Source organism: Prolixibacter denitrificans (assembly GCF_003014495.1).
Lineage (GTDB): Bacteria > Bacteroidota > Bacteroidia > Bacteroidales > Prolixibacteraceae > Prolixibacter > Prolixibacter denitrificans.
Genome location: NZ_PYGC01000002.1, coordinates 203033 through 223849 on the forward strand (window position 1 = coordinate 203033; position 20817 = coordinate 223849).

At 44.1% G+C, this 20817-nt stretch carries 16 protein-coding genes; 9 read left to right on the forward strand and 7 right to left on the reverse strand.

The window, feature by feature from the left end:
* The first annotated feature begins 63 nt into the window (after nt 1-63).
* The 5 genes from CLV93_RS04550 (at nt 64) to folK (ending at nt 3001) form a co-directional block, all read left to right on the forward strand.
* Nucleotides 64-657 carry a YceI family protein gene (locus tag CLV93_RS04550; protein ID WP_106540991.1) on the forward strand — a complete coding sequence of 198 codons (594 nt, stop codon included), beginning with the start codon at nt 64-66 and terminating at the stop codon, nt 655-657.
* 31 nt (nt 658-688) lie between these two features.
* Complete coding sequence (locus CLV93_RS04555) at nt 689-1399, forward strand: pirin family protein (RefSeq protein ID WP_174821574.1); 711 nt, start codon at nt 689-691, stop codon at nt 1397-1399.
* Nucleotides 1400-1483: 84 nt separating this feature from the next.
* Nucleotides 1484-2203, forward strand: a complete 720-nt coding sequence (locus tag CLV93_RS04560; RefSeq protein WP_106540993.1) for an SDR family NAD(P)-dependent oxidoreductase — start codon at nt 1484-1486, stop codon at nt 2201-2203.
* A gap of 73 nt (nt 2204-2276) precedes the next feature.
* Nucleotides 2277-2627 (forward strand): dihydroneopterin aldolase, encoded by a 351-nt coding sequence (locus CLV93_RS04565; RefSeq protein WP_106540994.1) that lies wholly within the window; start codon nt 2277-2279, stop codon nt 2625-2627.
* Complete coding sequence (gene folK / locus CLV93_RS04570) at nt 2624-3001, forward strand: 2-amino-4-hydroxy-6-hydroxymethyldihydropteridine diphosphokinase (RefSeq protein ID WP_246187193.1); 378 nt, start codon at nt 2624-2626, stop codon at nt 2999-3001. Before CLV93_RS04565 ends, folK begins: the two co-directional genes overlap by 4 nt.
* Before the next feature lie 20 nt (nt 3002-3021).
* On the opposite strand, the gene CLV93_RS04575 is transcribed toward folK, so the two are convergent.
* The gene (locus CLV93_RS04575) at nt 3022-4197 is read right to left on the reverse strand and encodes a DUF6051 family protein (protein WP_146141948.1); all 1176 of its coding nucleotides are present in this window, start codon (nt 4195-4197) and stop codon (nt 3022-3024) included.
* 341 nt (nt 4198-4538) lie between these two features.
* Here CLV93_RS04575 and CLV93_RS04585 point away from each other — a divergent pair, with 341 nt between their 5' ends.
* From CLV93_RS04585 to CLV93_RS04600, 4 genes are all read left to right on the forward strand, one after another.
* Nucleotides 4539-5399 (forward strand): LytR/AlgR family response regulator transcription factor, encoded by an 861-nt coding sequence (locus tag CLV93_RS04585; RefSeq protein ID WP_106540997.1) that lies wholly within the window; start codon nt 4539-4541, stop codon nt 5397-5399.
* Nucleotides 5400-5821: 422 nt separating this feature from the next.
* Complete coding sequence (gene ileS / locus CLV93_RS04590) at nt 5822-9262, forward strand: isoleucine--tRNA ligase (protein WP_106540998.1); 3441 nt, start codon at nt 5822-5824, stop codon at nt 9260-9262.
* A 93-nt stretch (nt 9263-9355) separates the two neighbouring features.
* The gene (locus tag CLV93_RS04595; RefSeq protein WP_025862658.1) at nt 9356-9733 is read left to right on the forward strand and encodes a TraR/DksA family transcriptional regulator; all 378 of its coding nucleotides are present in this window, start codon (nt 9356-9358) and stop codon (nt 9731-9733) included.
* Nucleotides 9734-9847: 114 nt separating this feature from the next.
* Entirely contained in the window at nt 9848-10507 is a 660-nt protein-coding gene (locus tag CLV93_RS04600) for a lipoprotein signal peptidase (protein WP_106540999.1), read from the forward strand.
* An 85-nt stretch (nt 10508-10592) separates the two neighbouring features.
* Here CLV93_RS04600 and CLV93_RS04605 read toward each other — a convergent pair whose 3' ends face one another.
* From CLV93_RS04605 to CLV93_RS04630, 6 genes are all read right to left on the reverse strand, one after another.
* Entirely contained in the window at nt 10593-11051 is a 459-nt protein-coding gene (locus CLV93_RS04605) for a toxin-antitoxin system YwqK family antitoxin (RefSeq protein ID WP_106541000.1), read from the reverse strand.
* Between the two features lie 339 nt (nt 11052-11390).
* Nucleotides 11391-11747 (reverse strand): carboxypeptidase-like regulatory domain-containing protein, encoded by a 357-nt coding sequence (locus CLV93_RS04610; RefSeq protein WP_106541001.1) that lies wholly within the window; start codon nt 11745-11747, stop codon nt 11391-11393.
* A gap of 290 nt (nt 11748-12037) precedes the next feature.
* Nucleotides 12038-12514, reverse strand: coding sequence for a hypothetical protein (locus tag CLV93_RS04615; RefSeq protein WP_106541002.1), 477 nt, complete (start codon nt 12512-12514; stop codon nt 12038-12040).
* Between the two features lie 17 nt (nt 12515-12531).
* Nucleotides 12532-15363, reverse strand: a complete 2832-nt coding sequence (locus tag CLV93_RS04620) for a TonB-dependent receptor (protein WP_106541003.1) — start codon at nt 15361-15363, stop codon at nt 12532-12534.
* A gap of 149 nt (nt 15364-15512) precedes the next feature.
* Nucleotides 15513-17261 carry a hypothetical protein gene (locus CLV93_RS04625; protein ID WP_146141949.1) on the reverse strand — a complete coding sequence of 583 codons (1749 nt, stop codon included), beginning with the start codon at nt 17259-17261 and terminating at the stop codon, nt 15513-15515.
* 548 nt (nt 17262-17809) lie between these two features.
* The gene (locus CLV93_RS04630; RefSeq protein WP_106541005.1) at nt 17810-20596 is read right to left on the reverse strand and encodes a glycoside hydrolase family 2 protein; all 2787 of its coding nucleotides are present in this window, start codon (nt 20594-20596) and stop codon (nt 17810-17812) included.
* Between the last annotated feature and the right edge of the window lie 221 nt (nt 20597-20817).

Below are 20817 nucleotides of genomic sequence, written 5' to 3' on the forward strand. Positions count from 1 at the left end.
ACTGGAATACCAGTCAGTTATACCTTTGTGTTGTATTCAATTAAAAACCAAAAATTGACAGTTATGAAAACGAAGGTAAATAAACTGGCTGTGGTTCTGGCCTTGCTTGTGTTGACGGTGGCTCCGGCGTTTGCACAGTCATATCAGGTAGATACAAATGCGAGTACAGTTAAATGGACAGGTAAAAAGGTAGCAGGAAGTCATCACGGGACCATCGCACTGAAAGAAGGTGAACTGGAGATGAAAGGTAACCAGTTGATCGGTGGCAGTGTGGTAGTTGATATGACAACCATCAAAGATTTAGATTTAACCGATCCCGAATGGAATCAGAAACTGGTTGGGCATCTGCGTTCCAACGATTTCTTTGGCGTGGAAAAGTTTCCTGTTTCCAGGCTGGTCATTAAGAAGGTAGAATCCAAGGGTGGAAATCTGTATCATGTGACCGGAGATCTCACCATCAAAGGAATTACAAAGCCTGTTGAATTCGATTCCAGTATTTTGGTAACCGGGAATAAACTGGAAGCAACTGGTACAATTCCGGTAGACAGAACAAAATATGGAATCAAATATGGTTCGGGCTCGTTCTTTTCCAATCTGGGTGATAAAATGATTGACGATGTTTTCACCCTCGATTTCAGTTTGGTTGCCCATCAGTAACCAACTCATTTAAAGAAGAAAGGAAATTATCATGCCAAAAGTAATTCACAGAGCTGAAACCCGTGGTCATTTCAATCACGGGTGGCTTAATACTTATCATTCATTTAGTTTTGCTGACTATTATAACCCCGATCGCATTCAGTTTGGCTTGCTTCGGGTACTGAATGATGATGTGGTAAAACCCGGAATGGGCTTTGGAACTCATCCACATAACAATATGGAAATCATAACGATTCCGTTGGAGGGCCAGTTGGAGCACCGCGACAGCATGGGAAACGGTTCCATCATCGAAGCCGGTGAAGTTCAGGTAATGACTGCCGGTTCGGGAATTACACACTCTGAGTTCAATCCTTCACAGGAAGAAGAAGTGAATTTGTTACAAATCTGGGTCTTCCCGCGCGAACGGAATCTAACGCCGCGCTATGACCAGAAACGTTTCGATACTTCGAAAATGAAAAATCAGTTTCTGACAGTGGTCACGCCCGACGGCGCCGGTGAATCGTTGTTTATTCATCAGGATGCCTGGTTTTCACTTGCCGAAACGGACGATGGCAAAGAAATGGAATACCAAATGCATTCCGGCAACAGTGGCGTATATCTTTTCGTGATTGACGGAGAACTGGAAGTGGATGGAGATACGCTGAAAAGCCGCGATGGAATAGGTATTTACGATACTTCGGAATTCTCGGTGAAGAGTTTGCAACCGGCCAGGTTTCTCATTATGGAAATTCCGATGAACTAAAATTTTGAAATTTTCCGAAAAGGCTTTGCCCTTTTTATATGAAGCTCGTTCGTTGTACCTTTAGTGGAAACAAAATCAAGAGGTATGCGAAAAGTGGCTTTGATTACCGGAAGCGCCAAGCGCATCGGACGGGCTGTTGCTTTGCATCTGGCTCAGTCAGGATGGGACTTGGCGCTTCATTTTCATCATTCGGAGACGGAGGCGGCTGAGTTAAAGAGAGAGTTAAAACACATCAACAGTCACGGTACCTATCGCCTGTTTCAGGCCGACCTGAATCATGTTCCGGATGCGGAGAATTTGATTTCGAATGTGATTAGTGCTTTTGCCCGACTCGATTTGCTGGTGAACAATGCTTCCGTTTTTCAGCCTGGCACTATCAAAGAAACCTCTACCATGATGTTGCAGCGTAATCTGCAGGTGAATTTCGTGGCTCCTTTCATACTCACGAGGGAATTCGCGAACCATGCCGACAATGGTGTGATCATTAATTTGGTCGATACCCGGATAAAGAAGAACAATTCCTCTCATGCTGCTTATAGTTTATCGAAAAAAGTACTTTGGGAACTAACGAAAATGAGTGCACTGGAACTGGCACCGGCATTCCGCGTAAACGCTATTGCTCCCGGTGCTGTTCTTCCTCCGGAAGGAAAAGATGATGCTTACCTGAATAATTTGTCCGAGAGAACACCAATGAAAGAGGCTGCCGGTTTGAAGCCGGTTTTACAAAGCCTTTCCTATATACTGGAAAATGAAAATCTGACCGGCCAGGTTTTGTTCTGCGATAGTGGTGAGCAATTGCTTTAACTTTTCACTGATCATTTTGTTTTTATTTACCGAAGTGCTAATTTTTAGCCTGCTAACTTAGATTCCCCTTTTTATGGCCCTGATACGCATCAAAGATCTGCTCATACGCACCATCATCGGATTTAATCCCGACGAACGGAAGAATCGTCAGGATGTACTGATTAACATCGAGATAGAAGTCGACACCCAAAAGGCGATAGAAACCGACGAACCAGATGGTATCTACGATTATAAAGCCATCACGAAACAGGTGATAAGCCTGGTGCAGGAGAGCCAGTTCAATCTGCTGGAAAAATTAACGCACACAATTCTTTCTCTTATTATGAAAGATGAGCGGGTAAAACGGGCTCGCGTTGAAGTAGACAAACCTCATGCCCTTCGTTTTGCTGAATCGGTTTCCGTTGTAATGGAGGAAAAAAGATGAGCGAAATGAATACTTGCGTGGTTGGTATCGGTTCGAATATTCAACCGGAAGAGAATATCAGGGAAGCACTTCGCATTTTGGAAGGAGAGCAGACTCTTCTATCGGTTTCGGCGATGGTAGAAACCGAACCCATTGGTGTTACCGATCAGCCGGCTTTCATCAACGGTGCGGTAAAAATCTCGACTTCGATGGCGCAAGAAGAATTTTCGGTTTATCTGAAAAATATTGAAGATCGGTTGAAACGGGACCGTACACAGCCCCGCTTCGGACCCAGAACCATCGACCTTGATGTAGTTGTATGGAACGGTAAAGTAGTCGATCGCGATTATTATACTCGTCAGTTTCTAAAGAACGCTGTCGATGAAGTGCTCTGAATCGAACCCAATCTTATATCTTAACTCAAAAAAGCAACCGCTTTACTGAATACCTGCCGGAAACTTTCGTCCACGTCTTTCGCAATTCCATTATTACTTACCGGAAAAGGATTTTCGTGACTGTATGGAAATGGAAAATCCAACACTTCCATCGGAACGGGAATACTTCCTTTTCTTCCATGAAGCGTCCGGTCGATGGCATCCGGCGGCATCACCTTGTCTTTTGCCAGGGCAATCGAGTAAATCTGCTGATTGTATTTCTTGAAAAAACGTTCCCTCCTCCGTTTCTTTTTCTCAATCCGAAGCATTGTTACAAATGATTTCCACATCTCGCGAAAGCGCAGAATGCCGTACATTTTCAGAATGGCCCGTATTTCCCTGTTTCGTTTGTGGAAAAACATTTGGCGCAACGTGAAAAACGCCTGGTTGTCCATGATGTATTTCGATGCTCCGTTCATTTGGTCGAAAGTTGGACCACCGCAAAACATGAATAGCCGTGCATCTTTCAGCAATCCTTTGGGATTGGACAGGAAAAGAATTTCCGATAGAAAAGCTCCAATGGAATAAGCAAAGAAGTCTACTTTAGTTCCTTCCGGAAAGAGTTCATGTTCTCCATTCGTTATTTGTTTTAGCAAACTGACCACATCCTGGTAACTTTGCGCACCAGAAAGAAAAAACTGTTCGGGCCGCTCATCCAGCCTTGAACTTAGTGCAGCGTTCGCGAATGAAAGCTCTTTTAATTCCGCCGAGCTGGTTTTCCGTTCTTTTACCACTGAGTTCATTTCTCTTGGGTTGGTCCACTTTTTCGGCGAGCGGTTCATATGAAATGCAATGGGAAACAGGATAACTGCTTTTCCGGTGTGCTGGGCCAGGTAAAAAGCCCAAGAAAAATACTTGTCCCAGCTCCGCTCGTTAAGGCCGTGAAGCAACAAAATAGCTTCGTCCGATTTTCGGTCTTTTTCCGGAAGGAAAATGGGATACCAGAATTGGTCATTTTCGGGATAACTGGTTCCCAGTAGCTCATGATTGCTTAACGAAGCAGGAAGCAAATCCTTCCAACTACGCTTTTTTCGAAATTCCGAACGAAACTGAAAGTTCCGAATACTCACCGGGCAACTTTCCAACTGAATTTCCGGCTTGTCATCCACAAAATTGGCGGCAATCATTTGTTGCATCTCAGCGTAGTCTCTTTTCATTGTATTCTGATGGAGGTTGATAATCAGTATTTTCAGTTGCAAGTTAGCTCGATATTGACTATCAGTAGTGGTGATTTTGCTCCTTTGCCATCAATGCTTCCGATTTGGGATGGAATTGCTTTTTGGGGGATGAAATTTATTATTTCGGGATAAAAATCCAATGAAATTTTGGAGGTATGCCCGGTTATGATGACGGATGCTTTTTCCGATTTTGCGGATTTCGGCGTGAAGTGTAGTTTTGGGGCGAAAATCCGAAGGGAAAGCAACCCGGTTTCGGATCACGTAAGTAGAATATGTTTACTTTTAACAGCAGAAGAAATTAATCTCACCGTACGTGTTCTATGGAAAGACCCAAAAGCATACCTGAATATTTCATCAGTAAAAGAAATATTTACGTTCAGATTGCCTTTACAACGGTTTTTGCCTATGCTTTTATCAATATTTACGAGCCGTTTGGCGCTGCTCACTGGTACGCTATCACCAAGTGGCAGTTTCTGCTCTATTCCGGATTGTTGGTTTTATTGGGGATGGTGGTGGTGATCGTCAGCCGGGTCATCATGTACCAGATTAATAAAGTGCGGTCGGTTTCTATTTTGCAGTACAGTTGGATGGTAGCCGCTGAAATCATCATTATGGCTGCCTTTTTCGCCCTCATCGAGGATTACGCGCTCGATGATTCGCGCACCTATGCCGAACTTTGGTTTATTGCCATTCAGAATACAGCGCTGATTCTCCTCATACCGTATGTTATCAGCTTGCTTTTTTTCGCTTTCCAGGAAAAGAAGATTAAACTCGAAAACCTCATGTTCGATTATCTGCGAAAGCCGGCTATCGATTTTATTCCCTTCCGGGATGAAAACGGTGTGATGCGCCTGAGCCTCAAAAAGAGCGATTTACTTTACCTCGAAGCCAGCGAAAATTATGTGTTGGTTCATTACCGTGTTCGAAGCGATATTAAGCAATACCTGTTGCGAAACAGTTTGAAGAAGCTGGAAAACGAGATGAAACCCCATCATATCTTGCGTTGCCACCGTTCCTATATGGTGAATATTGAGCAGGTAAAAATGATGCAAAAAGGAAAGAAAGGTCTGGAACTTCATTTGAACGGACCGGAAAATTTAGTCATTCAGGTTTCGAAAACTTACGAACCTGTCATTATTGCCGAACTCGATCTGTTGCCTTCTGCCAGTCAATCTTTGTAGTTGGGCAGATGGCGTTTTTCATTCTCCAAGCCTTTTATTGCACGCCCTTTTATTCTCTTATAGAAAAGAACAAGAGAAGTGGAAATCTTTCTACTGTTCTTTTTCCATCTTTCTAAGTAGAAGTACTGATCACTTATAAGTAGAAGTTTTCAAAAAGAACAGTAGAAGTTTACGAACTTATACGTAGAAGTTTTTGCTGCCCGGTCAGACTTTCGTTTTTGGAAACAAAATTGATTTCCCAAGTACTGTGATGAAGAATTGGATTTAGGTTTTATGATAAACTATGGTCACCTGAAGTTTTCAATAATTTCCACAGAAAAATGTACTCTTTAACCCTATTTGGAAAGCCATAAAACATCTGATGTTCAATAAAAATTTTCCTATATTTGTAGACTTTTAAAAACCGGAGGTTTTCAATCATTATGACGAGGAAATTCAGGGAATATAAGGAGTTTGATCTATCACAAATAAACAAGGATGTCCTGAGCTATTGGGAGCAGGACGATACGTTTCATAAATCCATGTCGACCCGCGAAGGACGTCCGACATTCGTGTTCTACGAAGGTCCGCCTTCTGCCAATGGTCAGCCGGGTATTCACCACGTAATGGCCCGTGCTATCAAAGATGTATTTTGCCGCTATAAGACCCAACAGGGTTACCTGGTAAAACGGAAAGCCGGTTGGGATACGCATGGACTTCCGGTTGAACTGGGTGTTGAAAAAATGCTGGGCATTACCAAGGAAGACATTGGTAAGAGCATTACCGTTGAGGAATACAACGCCGCCTGCCGAAAAGAGGTGATGAAATACACCGACATGTGGGAGGACCTGACCCGAAAAATGGGTTACTGGGTGAACATGGATGACCCGTACATCACGTACGATAACCGTTACATCGAAACGCTTTGGTGGTTGTTGCGCCAACTGTACGACAAGGATATGTTGTACAAAGGGTACACCATTCAGCCGTATTCTCCTGCTGCAGGAACCGGATTGAGCTCACACGAGCTGAACCAGCCGGGTTGCTATCGCGATGTGAAAGACACGACTTGTGTGGCTCAGTTTAAAGTGGTTCGTGACGATAAGTCGGAAAAACTTTTTGCTGACGTTGATACGGATTTGTATTTCCTGGCCTGGACCACTACGCCCTGGACCTTACCTTCGAACACAGCGCTGGCTGTAGGTGAAAAGATTCGGTACGTCCGGGTAAAAACTTTTAATCCTTATACAGGCATTCCGGTAACGGTGATCCTGTCCAAAGATTTGCTGAGAAGCTATTTCCCCGAGAAAAACGAAGAGCTTTCGCTGGAAGATTATCAACCCGGCGACAAAAAGATACCGTTTCAGATCACAGCCGAATTTACCGGCTCCGATTTGGAAGGAACAGCTTACGAGCAATTAATCCCGTGGGTAAAACCAATGGGAGACGCCTTCCGCGTTATCACCGGTGATTTTGTTACCACCGCGGACGGTACCGGAATTGTGCACATCGCTCCTACGTTTGGTGCGGATGACGACCGTGTCGCTAAGAGAGCAGGCATTGCACCGCTGATTCTGATAGACAACGAAGGTCGTCGCCAACCCATGGTAGACAGGAAAGGCCGCTTCTTCCGTACGGAAGATCTGGATACATCGTTTGTTGACGAGAATGTCAATACAGAGTTGTATGCAGAATATGCCGGACGATATGTGAAAAATGCGTACGACGAAAGTCTGGCCGACGATGATGCAACGCTGGATGTGGATATTTCGGTGATGCTGAAGAAGGAAAACAAAGCCTTCCGTGTCGAAAAGCACGAGCACAACTATCCGCACTGTTGGCGTACCGATAAGCCGGTGCTCTACTACCCGCTCGATTCATGGTTTATCCGGACCACAGCGGTTCGTGATGATTTGATCGAACTGAATAATACCATCAACTGGAAACCGAAATCGACCGGAACAGGCCGTTTTGGTAACTGGCTGGAAAACCTGGTTGACTGGAACCTGTCGCGTTCACGTTACTGGGGAACGCCTTTGCCTATCTGGCGTACGGAAGATGGAACTGAAGAAAAGTGTATTGGTTCGGTCGAAGAGCTTTACGGTGAAATCGAAAAGGCCGTTGCTGCCGGATTTATGGACAAGAATCCTTACGAAGGATTTGTTCCGGGCGATTACTCGAAAGAGAATTACGACAAAATCGATTTGCATCGTCCGTATGTCGACAACATCGTATTGGTATCGGCGAAAGGTGAAAAGATGTTCCGTGAGCCCGATTTGATCGACGTTTGGTTCGACTCGGGAGCTATGCCGTTTGCGCAGATGCACTACCCGTTCGAAAACAAGGAAGTATTCGACCAGGTATTCCCGGCTGACTTCATCGCTGAAGGTGTTGACCAGACCCGTGGATGGTTCTTTACATTGCATGCGATTGCAACGATGACGAAAAAGTCGGTTGCGTTCAAGAATATTATTTCCAACGGCCTCGTGCTCGATGCCAAAGGAAACAAGATGTCGAAACGGCTCGGCAATGCAGTCGACCCGTTTGAATCGATTGAAAAATACGGTTCTGACCCGCTGCGTTGGTACATGTTGACTAACTCGCAGCCGTGGGATAACCTGAAATTTGATATTGCGGGTGTTGAAGAGGTACGCCGCAAGTTTTTCGGTACGTTGTACAATACCTACAGCTTCTTCTCGCTTTACGCGAATGTGGATGGCTTTAGTTACAGCGAGCCGGAAGTAGCCGCTGCTGATCGCCCCGAAATTGACCGCTGGATTTTGTCGCTGCTGAACAGTTTGGTACTTGAAGTCGGCGATGCGTTGGAAAGCTACGAGCCGACGCGCGCCGGACGAGCTATTTCGGAATTTGTTACCGAGAATTTGTCGAACTGGTACGTGCGTTTGAGCCGCAAACGCTTCTGGGGTGGTGAGTACGGTGCCGATAAGATTTCGGCTTATCAGACACTTTATACTTGCCTGGAGACGGTCGCCAAATTAGCTGCTCCGATCGCACCGTTCTACATGGAGCAGTTGTTCCGTGATTTGAACGCGGTAACCGGTCGTGATGAAGATATCTCGGTTCACCTGACTGAATTCCCGAAAGCGGATAGTTCGCTTATCGATAAGTCGCTCGAAGAGCGGATGGATATCGCTCAGCGCGTTTCCTCGATGATTCTCGGCCTTCGCCGGAAGGAAAAACTGAAAGTGCGCCAGCCGCTGGCGAAAATTATGGTTCCAGTGCTGGATAAACATTTTAAGGAACAGTTTGAGGCTGTCCGGGATATTATTTTGACGGAAGTCAACGTTAAGGAAGTAGAATATATTGATGATACTGCAGGTATTATCAAGAAAAAGATAAAGCCTAATTTCAAGACGTTAGGTCCGAAGTACGGCAAAATCATGAAGCAGATTGCTGGTGCTATCAACCAGATGTCGCAGGATGACATTGCCCGGTTCGAAAAAGAGAGTGCTTACGAACTTGTCGTTGGTGACGAAAACGTTCATCTTGGACTGGAAGATGTTGAAATTCTTTCGGAAGATATTCCGGGTTGGTTGGTCGCTAATGAAGGTGGACTGACCGTGGCGCTCGATATTGAAGTGTCGCCCGAATTGCGGCAGGAAGGAATCGCCCGTGAGTTCATTAACCGTATTCAGAATCTCCGGAAGGAAAGCGATTTTGAGGTAACCGATAAGATTAACCTTCGAATTGCTCGTCAGGATGAGATTAATGAAGCGGTCAATAATTTTAGTGATTACATCAGTAACCAGACATTGGCTTCGAATCTCGAACTGGTGGATGCCATTGAGGATGAAAAGGCCAGACTGGTTGAAATTGATAAAGGAGTCGAAACCTATATTATGGTTGAGAAGGTGGGAAAATAATTTCCCATGTTATCAGCCATGGAAATATAAGCTGAAAAAAGTTATATTAGTCAGCTTATTTTAAGCCTGTATTCACCTTAATACTTTTACATTATGGCTGAAAAAATGCGATATTCAGATGAAGAATTGGCCGAGTTCAAGGATATCATTCTGAAGAAACTTGAGAAAGCGCGGAAGGATTACGAGTTGTACCGTAATGCTATCACCCATGGTGACGGAAACGACACGCAAGACACTTCGCCTACATTTAAAGTGCTGGAAGAAGGAGCTGCAACCCTTTCTAAAGAAGAAGCCGGTAAATTAGCTCAACGTCAGCAAAAATTCATTCAGCACCTCGAAGCTGCATTAATCCGTATCGAAAACAAAACCTACGGTATTTGCCGCGAAACAGGAAAATTGATTTCGAAAGAACGACTGCGTGCTGTTCCTCATGCTACGCTCAGTATCGATGCAAAAAACAAGCAACGGTAATTGTTCGTGCAGAGGTTACTGGATGAAGGTTGTAAAAAATAAATGACTTATTTTGTCCGGGGTGGAATTCTGCGCTCCGGATTTTTTTTAATGGTTTGTTGAAAATATAGGATAATGGGTAAGAAAACCAGTTCGTTATTGATTGTCTTTCTGATTTTGCTGGCCGATCAGACGTTGAAGTTTTGGGTGAAGACGCATATGATGCTTGGACAGGAATTTTCCGTTTTCGGGAAATGGTTTGTCATTCACTTTGTGGAGAATAACGGTATGGCTTTTGGATTCGAGTTTGCCGGTGATTATGGCAAAATATTCCTGAGCGTATTTCGCATTGCCGCCGTTGTGGGGATTGGCTGGTACCTAACGAAATTATGGAAAAGAGACGTGCCGTTTGGATTGATTATTAGTGTTTCCCTTATCATGGCGGGTGCTATTGGTAACATTATCGATAGTGCGTTCTACGGAATGATTTTCAGCGATAGCTACGGACAGGTGGCTACGCTTTTCCCTCCCGGTGGAGGTTATTCTTCTTTCCTGCACGGAAGAGTGGTTGACATGCTTTATTTCCCCATTCTGGAGGGACATTACCCCATGTGGTTCCCGTTCTGGGGCGGACAGCAGTTTATATTTTTCCGGCCGGTTTTCAACCTCGCTGACTCGTCAATTACCATTGGAATATTTTTGATTCTGCTTTTCTACCGTCGTTTTTTCGATCGTCAGCCAGCGACCGCTGAAGAACCAGAAGTTTCGACAACTGAGAATGTAGAGATGAATTAATATAGAAAAAGCCGGCTTCAAAACCGGCTTTTTTCATACCATAAGATGTAATCTATTAACCCGAATTTTAAGATCCAGAGAATCATTAAAATGTTCTTTCGCTCAACAGTTTTCCTTCAGGGCCATATTTTTTCCACGTGCCCGATTTCTGTCCGTTCACATAGTTCATTTCATAAATGAGTTTTCCCTGGTCGTCCCAGATTTTCCATTCACCATTCTTTTCGCCGTTCTTGTAATTGGCGATAGCTACCTTTACTCCCTGCTGGTTGTAGGTAACCCAGGTTCCGTCCATTTCGTTGTTTTTGTATGAGCAAATGCCCTTCAGTTTGCCATCTTCGAAATAGATTTTCGCTTTGCCATCCTTCAAACCATCTTTCAGGTTCATCTTTGTTTTCGGATTTCCATTTTCGTAATACTGGGTGTATTCGCCGGTGTAAGGCTTCGAATCGGCATAATATATACCGTCGACTTTACTGACATCCTGGGCAAATGTATTGGGTAAGAGGAAAAGCAATATCGCGATCAATCCAATTAACTTCTTCATAACAGCCTCCTTATCTCGTTACGTGTTTTTATTATGCTAAAGTTAAGTAAAAGTTAACTGAGTTGATTTTGGGTTAACAGAAAATTAATGTTAAATATTTATTTCAAAATGAAATTAATAAAATGTGGAATATGTCTATAAAGAGATATCTAAAGTTTAATTCTGTAATTGTATAAAACATAATATATAAAATAGGAGTTTTATAAGCTGCTTATTTGCTTCGAATTGGTGAGAAGTAAGTAGCTAAAAACGGCGAAACGAATGCGAATTGGGCCAGAGAATTCAATAAAAAAACCCGCTCCGGGGCAACAGAACGGGTCGAATGATTTTGAAATAAATTTAGTTCGAGTTCTTCAAACTTAAATCAACTTCATTTGCTGTTGGAGTGAGTACAATATTTTCAACGGTTTTGTTTTCGTACGAAATGTAGGAAGCTGTCAGGTTATATGTACCCGGTTTCAGATTATCGAAATGGTATTTTCCGTCAAAATCGGTGTAAGCAACCTTATCAGTTCCGTCAATTGACACTTTTACGCCAACCAGGGTTTCGTTGGTATTGGTGTCTACAATTTCACCTGAGAGCTCTGTTACGACAGCCTTCCCGGTAGAGGTATTTTCTGATTTACTTTCGTTATTGGCAGCCATCGCGAAAACGGTGCTTCCAATCAATAAAACTGATAAAACAAATTTTTTCATTTCGCTTGTGTTTATTCAAAATGAAAAGTATGGCTAAAAGGTTACAGATTGGTTACAAAGATGTGAAGATCTGATTAAGATCGTTATGCAAGGTTTGCCTACTTAATTAGTATTGAGGGTAGTTGAAAAACGCCGGTTCTGTTTAGGATGCCGGCGTTTTTAGTTCTTAAGAATGAACCAGACCCGGTTTGGATGCTGGTTCATTCGTGCTGTTTGAGCGCTGTCAATTCGATGGAATTTTGCAATTCCGCATGCTGTATAAATAAATTGAAAGCATAAACAGTGGTGTTTTAGTCCTTCAGTTTGAAGTATATTTTGAAAGCTTTTTCGTTCCCGCTTGGTTTATTTCCGACCAGGTAAAAGTTCACTACCGGATATTGAGGATATACGTTTTTCCACATGATATAAGCACTGGTATCCCGACTGGTTGCAGGTTTAAATGGCAAACCGAAGCGGGTTATGCTTTCCGGTTTGTAATCCACCGTCGGCTTGTGCACGATGATCTCAATTAGCTTATTATGCTTGAACCGAAATTCTGTAGAGTCGAGAGCATCATACATCTGAATGTATCTCGGTCGACCGAAAAGTAAGCGGTAAAAGGCTGTGTCCGGCTGGGCATCCAACAACTTTTTGACTTCCGTCGTATCCGGATGTCCCTTAAATAACGTTGCATCGAATACGAGCCCGTTATTTTGCTTTTGCGGGTTGCAGGCAAACATGAGGCCGGCAAGCAGTGCAAAAATGAAAATTTGAACAGATTTCTTCATCTGATATGTATGTTTTCCTATTTACTTAGATTATAACTGAACGATATGGCATAAGTACGGCCTTGTTGGTACTTGGTTGTATAGTAAACATTGTCGCCAAGTGTAATTTGCTCCTTGTACGTATTGTCCAGAATGTTTTTCGCTTTGAACATCAATGAGCAACGTTTCGACAAGTTCTTTTTCAGTGTGAAATTCATCTCGGGCATCGGCTGCAGGTAAATCGACGGCAAGTCAATCTGGTAAACGATCAACCGTTTTCCGCTGACGTTATAGCTTAGTGTTGACTCCCAACCTTTTTCCGGGTTATCATATGATAAACTGGCGTTGAATGTATACGGCGCCTGGTCATACATCGGCCGCGTATCGCTGGCTCCCGGGTTCCAGGCGCGGATGGCTACCAACTCTTCCGGAGTGACATTCACGTAAGAGTAAACATACGTATAGTTGGCTGACACACGGAAATTCTTCAGTGCTTCGGTAAATGAACCAAGGTTTTTTCTGATTTCAATCTCGGCACCGTATAGAGTCGATTTGTCAACGTTTTTAAACTGGAACTGACTGGTTGATCCTCCGGCACGAGGCAACTGTGCGTTTTCAATTGGGTTAAAGAACTTTTTATAGAACAGACTTGCGGACAGGTATTCTCCCGGGCTTGGGTATTTTTCCCAGCGCAGGTCAAAGTTGTTCACCAATGTACGTTTCAAATCGGGATTACCGTTCTGAATGTATCCACCGAAGAAATCATACGTAGCCAGCGGCGCAAACTCCCTGAATGAAGGGCGTGCCAACGTGCGGTTGGCAGAAGCGCGAATGTTGGTTTTGTCGTTGATATTATAGGTCAGCGCAATCGACGGAAGCAGGTCATTGGTTTTAATTGTACCTGTCGAATCGTTAAAGGCGCGCAATTCCATATCGGTTTTTTCCATCCGGACACCTGCTGTCAGATTCAGTTTTTTGGCAATCGGACTTTCGATCATTGCGTAACCCGCGAACAAACGTTGGTAAGCATCGAAGTTGTTGCCGTCGATGTTGATCATCATCAGGTAGTTTTTCAGCGTTCCGTCTACGTAACCGAGATTCTGGTCCTGAAAGAAGACGCTGATATCACCGTCGAAATTTTTATTCGATTGGATATTGTACTGGTAAATATTTTCCCGGAATTCACGGTTTTTGTAGGTATACAAACCACCGAATTTGATCTTTGAATCGCGTCCGCCAAACAATTTCGCCGGAAGGGTAAAATCGAGTTTTGAACTGTTGTTGATCTCCTTCAGGTCACGATAAAAGCGGGACGGACGATCAAGGTTTCCCATGTAATAAAGGGTGTCTCCCTGTTGATTGATCGTGTACTGGTTCCTGATCATCCGCGTGTCGGGCTGCTTAATGGAGGAAATAGTGAAAGAATTGCTCCATTTTACATTCAGGTTGTTCAGGTGCGGAAACACATGTTCACCCCGAAGCTGTCCGTTACGGAAAGCCCTTTGCGTATAAGTGATAGCACGGTTCTGTAAGTGCGTTGTTGAGTCGGGGTTGGCATCCAGCAAGTAACCGTCCTGATAACGAGCATCATTTGTTCCACTTTGGTTGGTCATCAGACTCAAACCAATTTTGTTGTTATTGTTGAACTTGTATGAGGTGTTGAACATGGCACCGAGCAATACCTCATCATCTGATTTATGTTCGGTTGTAGCCATGTGAATGTCACGGTTCAACGTGGTTTGTCCTTCACTAATTCCCTCGTAGGAATTTTGAACCCCATCGGTGTAGTTGGAATATTTCCGATTGTATGACAGTCCGAAAATGTATCCAAGTGGTTTGCCGAAAAGTTTCACCTGGTCACCTACGGAGAAGCTGAAACTGTGATTCAGAAACTGTGAAGCTTTTCCCGGATTGAATTGGCGGTTTTTAAACGCCCGTGAAACCGACGTGATTTCGCTTTTATTGAGATACGGATCGGGGAAATCGCTGGCACTGTACTGGGCAATTTCTTTCGGTAAGGCCCGGAAGCCGTTATCATATCCCAGGAAGTCGGTTGAACTTCCTTTTGGGGCCAGAAAGTCGCTGTTAAAGTTGGCTTGCGGATTGTATTCGAGTCCGGCCGAAAATGTCAGGTTAAAGGAAGTCGGAAAGTCCTTGGTTGTGATGTCTACTAATCCTCCGGTGAAATCGCCCGGAAGATCGGGCGTAAATGTCTTATAAACGATGATGTTGTCAATCAGGTTCGTTGGGAACAAGTCGAGCTGAACCGAGTTTTTGTTCGGGTCAAGACTTGGAACATCGGAACCGTTCAGTACTGATTTACTATAGCGGTCACCCAGTCCCCTGACAAATACATATTTTCCTGATGTGATGGTGACACCGGTTACCTTTTTCAGGGCACCGGCTGCATCGCTTACACCAATCCTTGAAAACTGGTCGGCGGTAATAGCGTCGAAAAGTTTCGGTGATTTGCGTTGCAACGTGAGCAGAGCGTTTTCGCTGTTTTTTGCCGCTTTGGCGGTAATAACAACTTCATTGATTTCGAGATCGGCCGGTTTCAAGTGGACGGTCAACTCTTCCGCTTTACCAGCTTCAACTTTTACATCGGAAATGACAGTAGTTTGGTATGAAATGTATGAAACTCTGACATTGTATGTGCCAGCGTTTATATTGTTTAGTGTGGCAATTCCATCAAAATCGGTAATGGTTCCTTTTGAGGTTCCTTCAATCATTACCGTTGCCCCAATCAATGTCTCTCCGGTTTTGTCATCAACCACTGTCAGCCGGACGGACCCTGTTGTTTGGGCAAAGGCGGAAAAAACACTACCAATTACCAACATTAGACTTAATACAGCATGCTTGAAATTCATAATAAATCTGTTAAAATTCTTAGACTGATAAAATTTGGGCTTTGTTATGTTGGTTTACTCGGTTGATTTTTATGTAAAGATTTTGTCACATGGTATTCTAAAAAAAAGGGCCAAAGTGAATTGGCCCTTTTGTATATCATCACTGGGTACTAGTTGTTGATCACTTCCCATGTTTTTGTCCAGTTAGCAAAGAACGGAGTCGTTGCATTGGGGTCAACTGCACCTTTGAAACCTGCGTCTTCCAGGCTTACATTGTATGCAGAAGCAAGACCTGTAGCCACATCAGTAGTTATATCTGCAGAGGTTGGAGTGAATTTCTGAGCACCCGTTCCGAAAGCAGGGTCACCGATTTTGTTTTTCGCCATCAGGTATTTCTCTACATTATATTCCAGAGCTGCATCAGTTTCGTCGCTGAGCTGGAACATGTTGGCAAAGCCTGTAGAATCGTTAGAGAATGCATTGTTGGTATAAATCAGGTTGTTTTCGATTTTCAGCGTTCCGTAACCACCATCGGCCACCGGAAGCCACATATCGTAACAGCTTGCTGATTTGTTATCAGTTGCATTGATTTTGTCAGTTCTTCTCTCCATATCGATAGGACCATCAAATCCGTAGAATACAGAGTTGATCCAACGTCCTGCCCAACCATCGCGCATATAGATGGTCTGCTTGTTGCTCGGAGTCAGGTTATCGTTCGTACCTTCGTTGTAAAGAGTAACGTTTACGTTTGCTACGGTAGCAAAAGGTCTTGCAGCTTCGTTGGCTCCAACACCACCGTCATCTTCAGAACCGCGTGGGTCGCTACTTTCGTTAACTGAAGCTTTTTTCCATACCAGGGCGTACTGAACAGTTCCGTGGAAACCTTCGTCTTCGTCCAGACCGTCGTCACCGGTGTATGAAAGAACAGCGTGTCTTAGGTTCGGAGCACCACCGAAGAACTCGATACCATCGTCGAAGTTGGAGAATACTTCAATGTGATCAAGGGTTGTTCCTGAACCTACAGCACCCAGTGAAATACCGTTGATTTCGTTGTCGGCGCCAATTACACTACCACCGTGACGAACAGATACATATTTTAATACACCTGAGTTGTCGGTATCATCAGTACCACCGTACAATCCCCGTGTTTCAGTTTCGGGAATACCTTCGATTGATTTTTCGCCACCTTCAGCAACGTTGCTGGTAGTTGCTTTACCAAGAATGATCAAGCCACCCCAGGTTTGGTTGGCATCGTCCGGTACAGAACCGTTCAGGTCATCAGCCAGACCAGTCATGATGATAGGCTTGTCTGCGGTACCTTCAGCCATGATTTTAGCACCACGGGCAACGATTAAAGCAGATGCGCCAGCACCCTGTCCGGGCTGTCCTTTAATGATAGTTCCGGGCTCGATGGTCAACGTTTGACCGTCGTTAACGAAGATGAAACCACGCAATACATAGATTGTGTCGGCACTCCAGGTTACGGTTCCAATACCATCAGCACTCGCGTAGACATCTTTGGTCGGCATTGCCGGCTCAGCCGTTTTGTTCATAGTGGCCGTTGCGTTGTCCGATTTCGAATTGGCATCGGTAACGGTCAGGCTAACTGAACCTGCACCAACTTCACTGTCAGCAGTAAAGGTAACTACTACATCGCCGCTGGTTGCTCCGGCAGTAAGTTCACTCTTAATAGTAGCTGAACCTCCTGTGGCATTTGCAGTGGCTGAATTGTATCCTCCGGGAACAGAAACATTGAAGGTAACATCAACGTCTGTAGCAACCTGTACATCAGTGTTGACAGAAGGAGCACTTACAGATGGAGCATCTGCTACTGAAGGGCTGTCATTTTTTGAACATGAGTTCAAAATTACTGCGCCCATAATCAGTGTTGCAAACAGGAAAAAATGCAATTTTTTCATAATCCTCTTCATTATTTAATTTAAAATTCGGGTTCGTTTTCAGATTTGATATTTATGTTCACTAATTGCTTCTTTTTTCCCACGGTTTAAAGCCGTTTTTGGTGAAGAAATTAGTTGTTACATTTTTGTCATATTTTAGAATATCAATCCCTTTCGAATTCGATGTGAAGAACGACGTAAAATATTACACTGTGATTAAGGAATATTAACTTTTGTGTTACAAACCGGTGGGTTCTGTTACAATTCGATTAATAATTAATTGACAGTAAAACAGTTTATTATGTGGTGTCTTTAGTGTTATTACAGGGGGCTGTTGTAACAATGTAGGGAAGTATTTTTGTAACGAAATTTTGACAGCTTTTGGGGTGGTTTTGGCTAAAAACAGGCTGTTCAGGACGATGAAAGAAATAAAAAAAGAGTTGACAGGGAAGAAATTGTCTGGAGGAGATTTCAGCCGGATGAAAAGTGAAAATTAAAAGAACAAGGGTTGGGCAAATAAAAAAAGGGTGGAGAAATTTCCACCCTTTCCATTACTATATATAATGGTATTACTCTTTTGTCAAAAATTCAATCTGTGGTTCGACCGGGTACCGACCGGATTCTGCTCCATAAACAGAGAGACCTCCTTTTTCCGATGTCAGGCGAATGGTGAGGAAGCCATTTTTCATCGCTTCTTTAACCTCGTCGAGCGATAATCCAACTGTAACCAGGTAACCATACGAACCCGCTTCGTCGAGCATCCACTTTTTGCCAGTGTTTTCGCCCCACTTATCTCCGGCTTTCTGGTTCATCCACGACAGCATGCCCCGGTGGTCAGCTGGATCATCTTCCAGAAGAATTTGGTTGAGCGGTTTTCCATCGATGGAAATGGAGAGCAGCCCCGGATGTTTGTTTTCATCAGTTTGTGGATAGGAGTTTTGCCCATAACCCGGGTCAGTTCCTTTTTCGGTAACAATCGTCATCCCGATATTTTCTGCATCACCATCTTCCAGGTATTTGCTCTGCGGAAACCTCGATGCAACTTCACAGCGAAAGACAGCGCCGGTCACATTCTCCGGATTCAAACCGGTCGGCACCTTAAATCGGTATTCGAAATATCCGGTACCCATTCCCCACACTTTTTTCCCTTCCTGTGGCTTCCGGTATTTGATGGTCCAGTCGGCTTTGCTGAACTGTGAAGGCGAAATTGCAACCGTATTCACCGGTAGTTTTGTACCGGTTGTCCGGAATGGAAGAAAATTCCGTTGAATAATATTACCATTTTCATCTTTCAGTAAGGTGACCAGCATACCGGACGCCAGATTTTCGGGAAGGTTGGTTGTAATGTTTTCTTGCGGAACCGCCTCGAACGGTTTTATAACAGCCGGCATGGTCCCGTTCTCGCCCTGAATTACTTTTCCTGTCGGTGAATATCCTGTAATATACCATGCAATGGTTGCTGGTCCGATATTCTTTTGAGTGACCGATGAAACGGCAACAGGAATAGTTGCTTTCTGCCCGGCCTGATAAACCTGGTAGAAATCTTTGCCGGGAATAACGTAGTCGCTGGAATGGAAATCACGCATGCTCATTCCCGGAACGAGGTCCGACAGTCCAAATATTTTCTTACTACGGTCGAAGCGGTAGTAGCCGTTCCATTCATTAATCACATCGTGGAACTCAGTGAAAAGGAAGCCAGCGATTTTCGGCCTGCGCCTGAATTCGTTCATCATAACATGGTATTCCCAGGTCAGGTCGATGTCGCCGGTGCTGCCTGCATAACCCCACACGGCACCACACTCGGAATTGAGCATGGGCACCTTGCCCTGTTTGTGCCCGTTAATATAATTGAAGGTTGAACCTGGAAAGGTTTTAGCGACTACGTTGTCCAGAAAATCAGACCATTGTCGCGCGGGCAAGTAAGCATGCCAGCTGTTGAGGTCCGTTACCACATGGTCGTAGTTACAAGGCGAGTTATCTTCCACCAATCGGGTTGGGTCCATTTTTTTTGCTTTGTGATACCAGTCGGCAACCCATTGTTGAGTAGCGGGTGTGTATTTTCGGTTATTCCCTTTTCCGGAAAAAAGTCCCCAGGTTTCGTTGAACAGAACCCATGAAAAGATGGATGGATGGTTGAAATCGCGGTTAATTTCGGCTACGGCTAACTCCTCCCAATTCTTTTTTGCTTCCGGTGTTGGCGGTCCCCAGAAGTTCGGAATGTCTTCCATGATAAGCAGACCAAGTTTATCGGCCCAGTAAAGCTTTCGCGGAATTTCGGCTTTAATGTGAATGCGAAGCCCGTTTAATCCGAGCGCTTTGGCCCGTTTTATTTCGTTTTTCATGAAGTTATCGGAAGGAAAGGTGTAAAAACCTTCAGGATGATAACTTTGGTCGAGTGTCAGGCGCAGGTAAATTGGTTTGTTGTTCAGCGCCACGTACCAGAAATCTTCTCTGGGGATTTTAACAGAGGAAATTTTCCGCATACCGAAGTAGGTATGAATCTCATCGGCTTGTTTTCCTTTTCCCGCTGTAACGGTTACATTATATAAGAAGGGATTACTCAATTCCCATAAGAGCATGTTTTTCACCGGAAGGGTGAATTGAGCTGTGGTGTTCGAAGCCGGAATCGCTCCTTTCAGATGCAGGTTGTTATTTTCTCCAGTTAAAGTAAAAGGCCAGTCTGATTCCGCTTTCCGCGAAAGCGTTACTTGTATGGTTACTTGTTTTTTGTCGATGTCGGGCAGGAAATGAACCTGTTTGATAAAGATGTCCGGACGTTTCTCGAGGTAAACCGTTTGCCATATTCCCCGGGCGTTGCCATAGTACTGTTTCCCCGAAGGACGGTTGTCCCAATCACGATCCTCTACGCGCACTACCAACCGGTTCTTTCCCTGTTGCAGGTAAGGTTGTATATCGAAATCGAAAAGGGTGTATCCGCCACGATGCTCCCCTACTTTATGACCGTTCAACCAAACGGTGGTATGAAAATCACTGGCCATGAAAACCAGGTAGGTTTTCCCCTCGGACGCGGTGAGTTCGTCATTCAGCGTGAATTCCCGGGTGTACCATCCGTAATGTACATCGGGCTCTTTTATTCCTGACTTTGGACTTGCCCACGAAAACGGAACCAATATTTGCTGGTTGAAACTTTCCGGTTGGTTTTGCCAATGCTGCCTGACCCCTGCATTGTTTTTATCGGTCCGGAAATGCCAGGTTCCGTTCAGATTTTGAAAAGTGTTGCGTTGGAATCCGGGACGCGGATGTTCTTTTAACGGGATATTTTTTGAAGCATCTGGTGCTGCCACTGCTGCATAGAAAAATGAGCAGAGAAAGAATAGTGAAAAAATCAGTTTCATTGTTTGGTTTATTTTGGATTAGAACATGTTAAAGATAATCACATTCTGTATTGAAGCGAAACCTGTTTAGCAATAAAAAGAAAAAGGGCACCCGACGCTTCAGGTACCCTTTTTGGAAAGGAAAGTTACTCGCCATCTAACAATGGCCTCTTGAAAAATTGTTTTGAACCTACTTTGTATCTTAATGAAGTTTCAGCTATATGTTCGCCAAAGAAGAAAAA

What these genes read in the sequence shown, in the direction of transcription:
- CLV93_RS04550 (WP_106540991.1), top strand. Translation starts at nt 64, where the DNA reads ATGAAAACGAAGGTAAATAAACTGGCTGTGGTTCTGGCCTTGCTTGTG.
- CLV93_RS04555 (WP_174821574.1), top strand. Translation starts at nt 689, where the DNA reads ATGCCAAAAGTAATTCACAGAGCTGAAACCCGTGGTCATTTCAATCAC.
- CLV93_RS04560 (WP_106540993.1), top strand. Translation starts at nt 1,484, where the DNA reads ATGCGAAAAGTGGCTTTGATTACCGGAAGCGCCAAGCGCATCGGACGG.
- CLV93_RS04565 (WP_106540994.1), top strand. Translation starts at nt 2,277, where the DNA reads ATGGCCCTGATACGCATCAAAGATCTGCTCATACGCACCATCATCGGA.
- folK (WP_246187193.1), top strand. Translation starts at nt 2,624, where the DNA reads ATGAGCGAAATGAATACTTGCGTGGTTGGTATCGGTTCGAATATTCAA.
- CLV93_RS04575 (WP_146141948.1), bottom strand. Translation starts at nt 4,197, where the DNA reads ATGAAAAGAGACTACGCTGAGATGCAACAAATGATTGCCGCCAATTTT.
- CLV93_RS04585 (WP_106540997.1), top strand. Translation starts at nt 4,539, where the DNA reads ATGGAAAGACCCAAAAGCATACCTGAATATTTCATCAGTAAAAGAAAT.
- ileS (WP_106540998.1), top strand. Translation starts at nt 5,822, where the DNA reads ATGACGAGGAAATTCAGGGAATATAAGGAGTTTGATCTATCACAAATA.
- CLV93_RS04595 (WP_025862658.1), top strand. Translation starts at nt 9,356, where the DNA reads ATGGCTGAAAAAATGCGATATTCAGATGAAGAATTGGCCGAGTTCAAG.
- CLV93_RS04600 (WP_106540999.1), top strand. Translation starts at nt 9,848, where the DNA reads ATGGGTAAGAAAACCAGTTCGTTATTGATTGTCTTTCTGATTTTGCTG.
- CLV93_RS04605 (WP_106541000.1), bottom strand. Translation starts at nt 11,051, where the DNA reads ATGAAGAAGTTAATTGGATTGATCGCGATATTGCTTTTCCTCTTACCC.
- CLV93_RS04610 (WP_106541001.1), bottom strand. Translation starts at nt 11,747, where the DNA reads ATGAAAAAATTTGTTTTATCAGTTTTATTGATTGGAAGCACCGTTTTC.
- CLV93_RS04615 (WP_106541002.1), bottom strand. Translation starts at nt 12,514, where the DNA reads ATGAAGAAATCTGTTCAAATTTTCATTTTTGCACTGCTTGCCGGCCTC.
- CLV93_RS04620 (WP_106541003.1), bottom strand. Translation starts at nt 15,363, where the DNA reads ATGAATTTCAAGCATGCTGTATTAAGTCTAATGTTGGTAATTGGTAGT.
- CLV93_RS04625 (WP_146141949.1), bottom strand. Translation starts at nt 17,261, where the DNA reads ATGAAAAAATTGCATTTTTTCCTGTTTGCAACACTGATTATGGGCGCA.
- CLV93_RS04630 (WP_106541005.1), bottom strand. Translation starts at nt 20,596, where the DNA reads ATGAAACTGATTTTTTCACTATTCTTTCTCTGCTCATTTTTCTATGCA.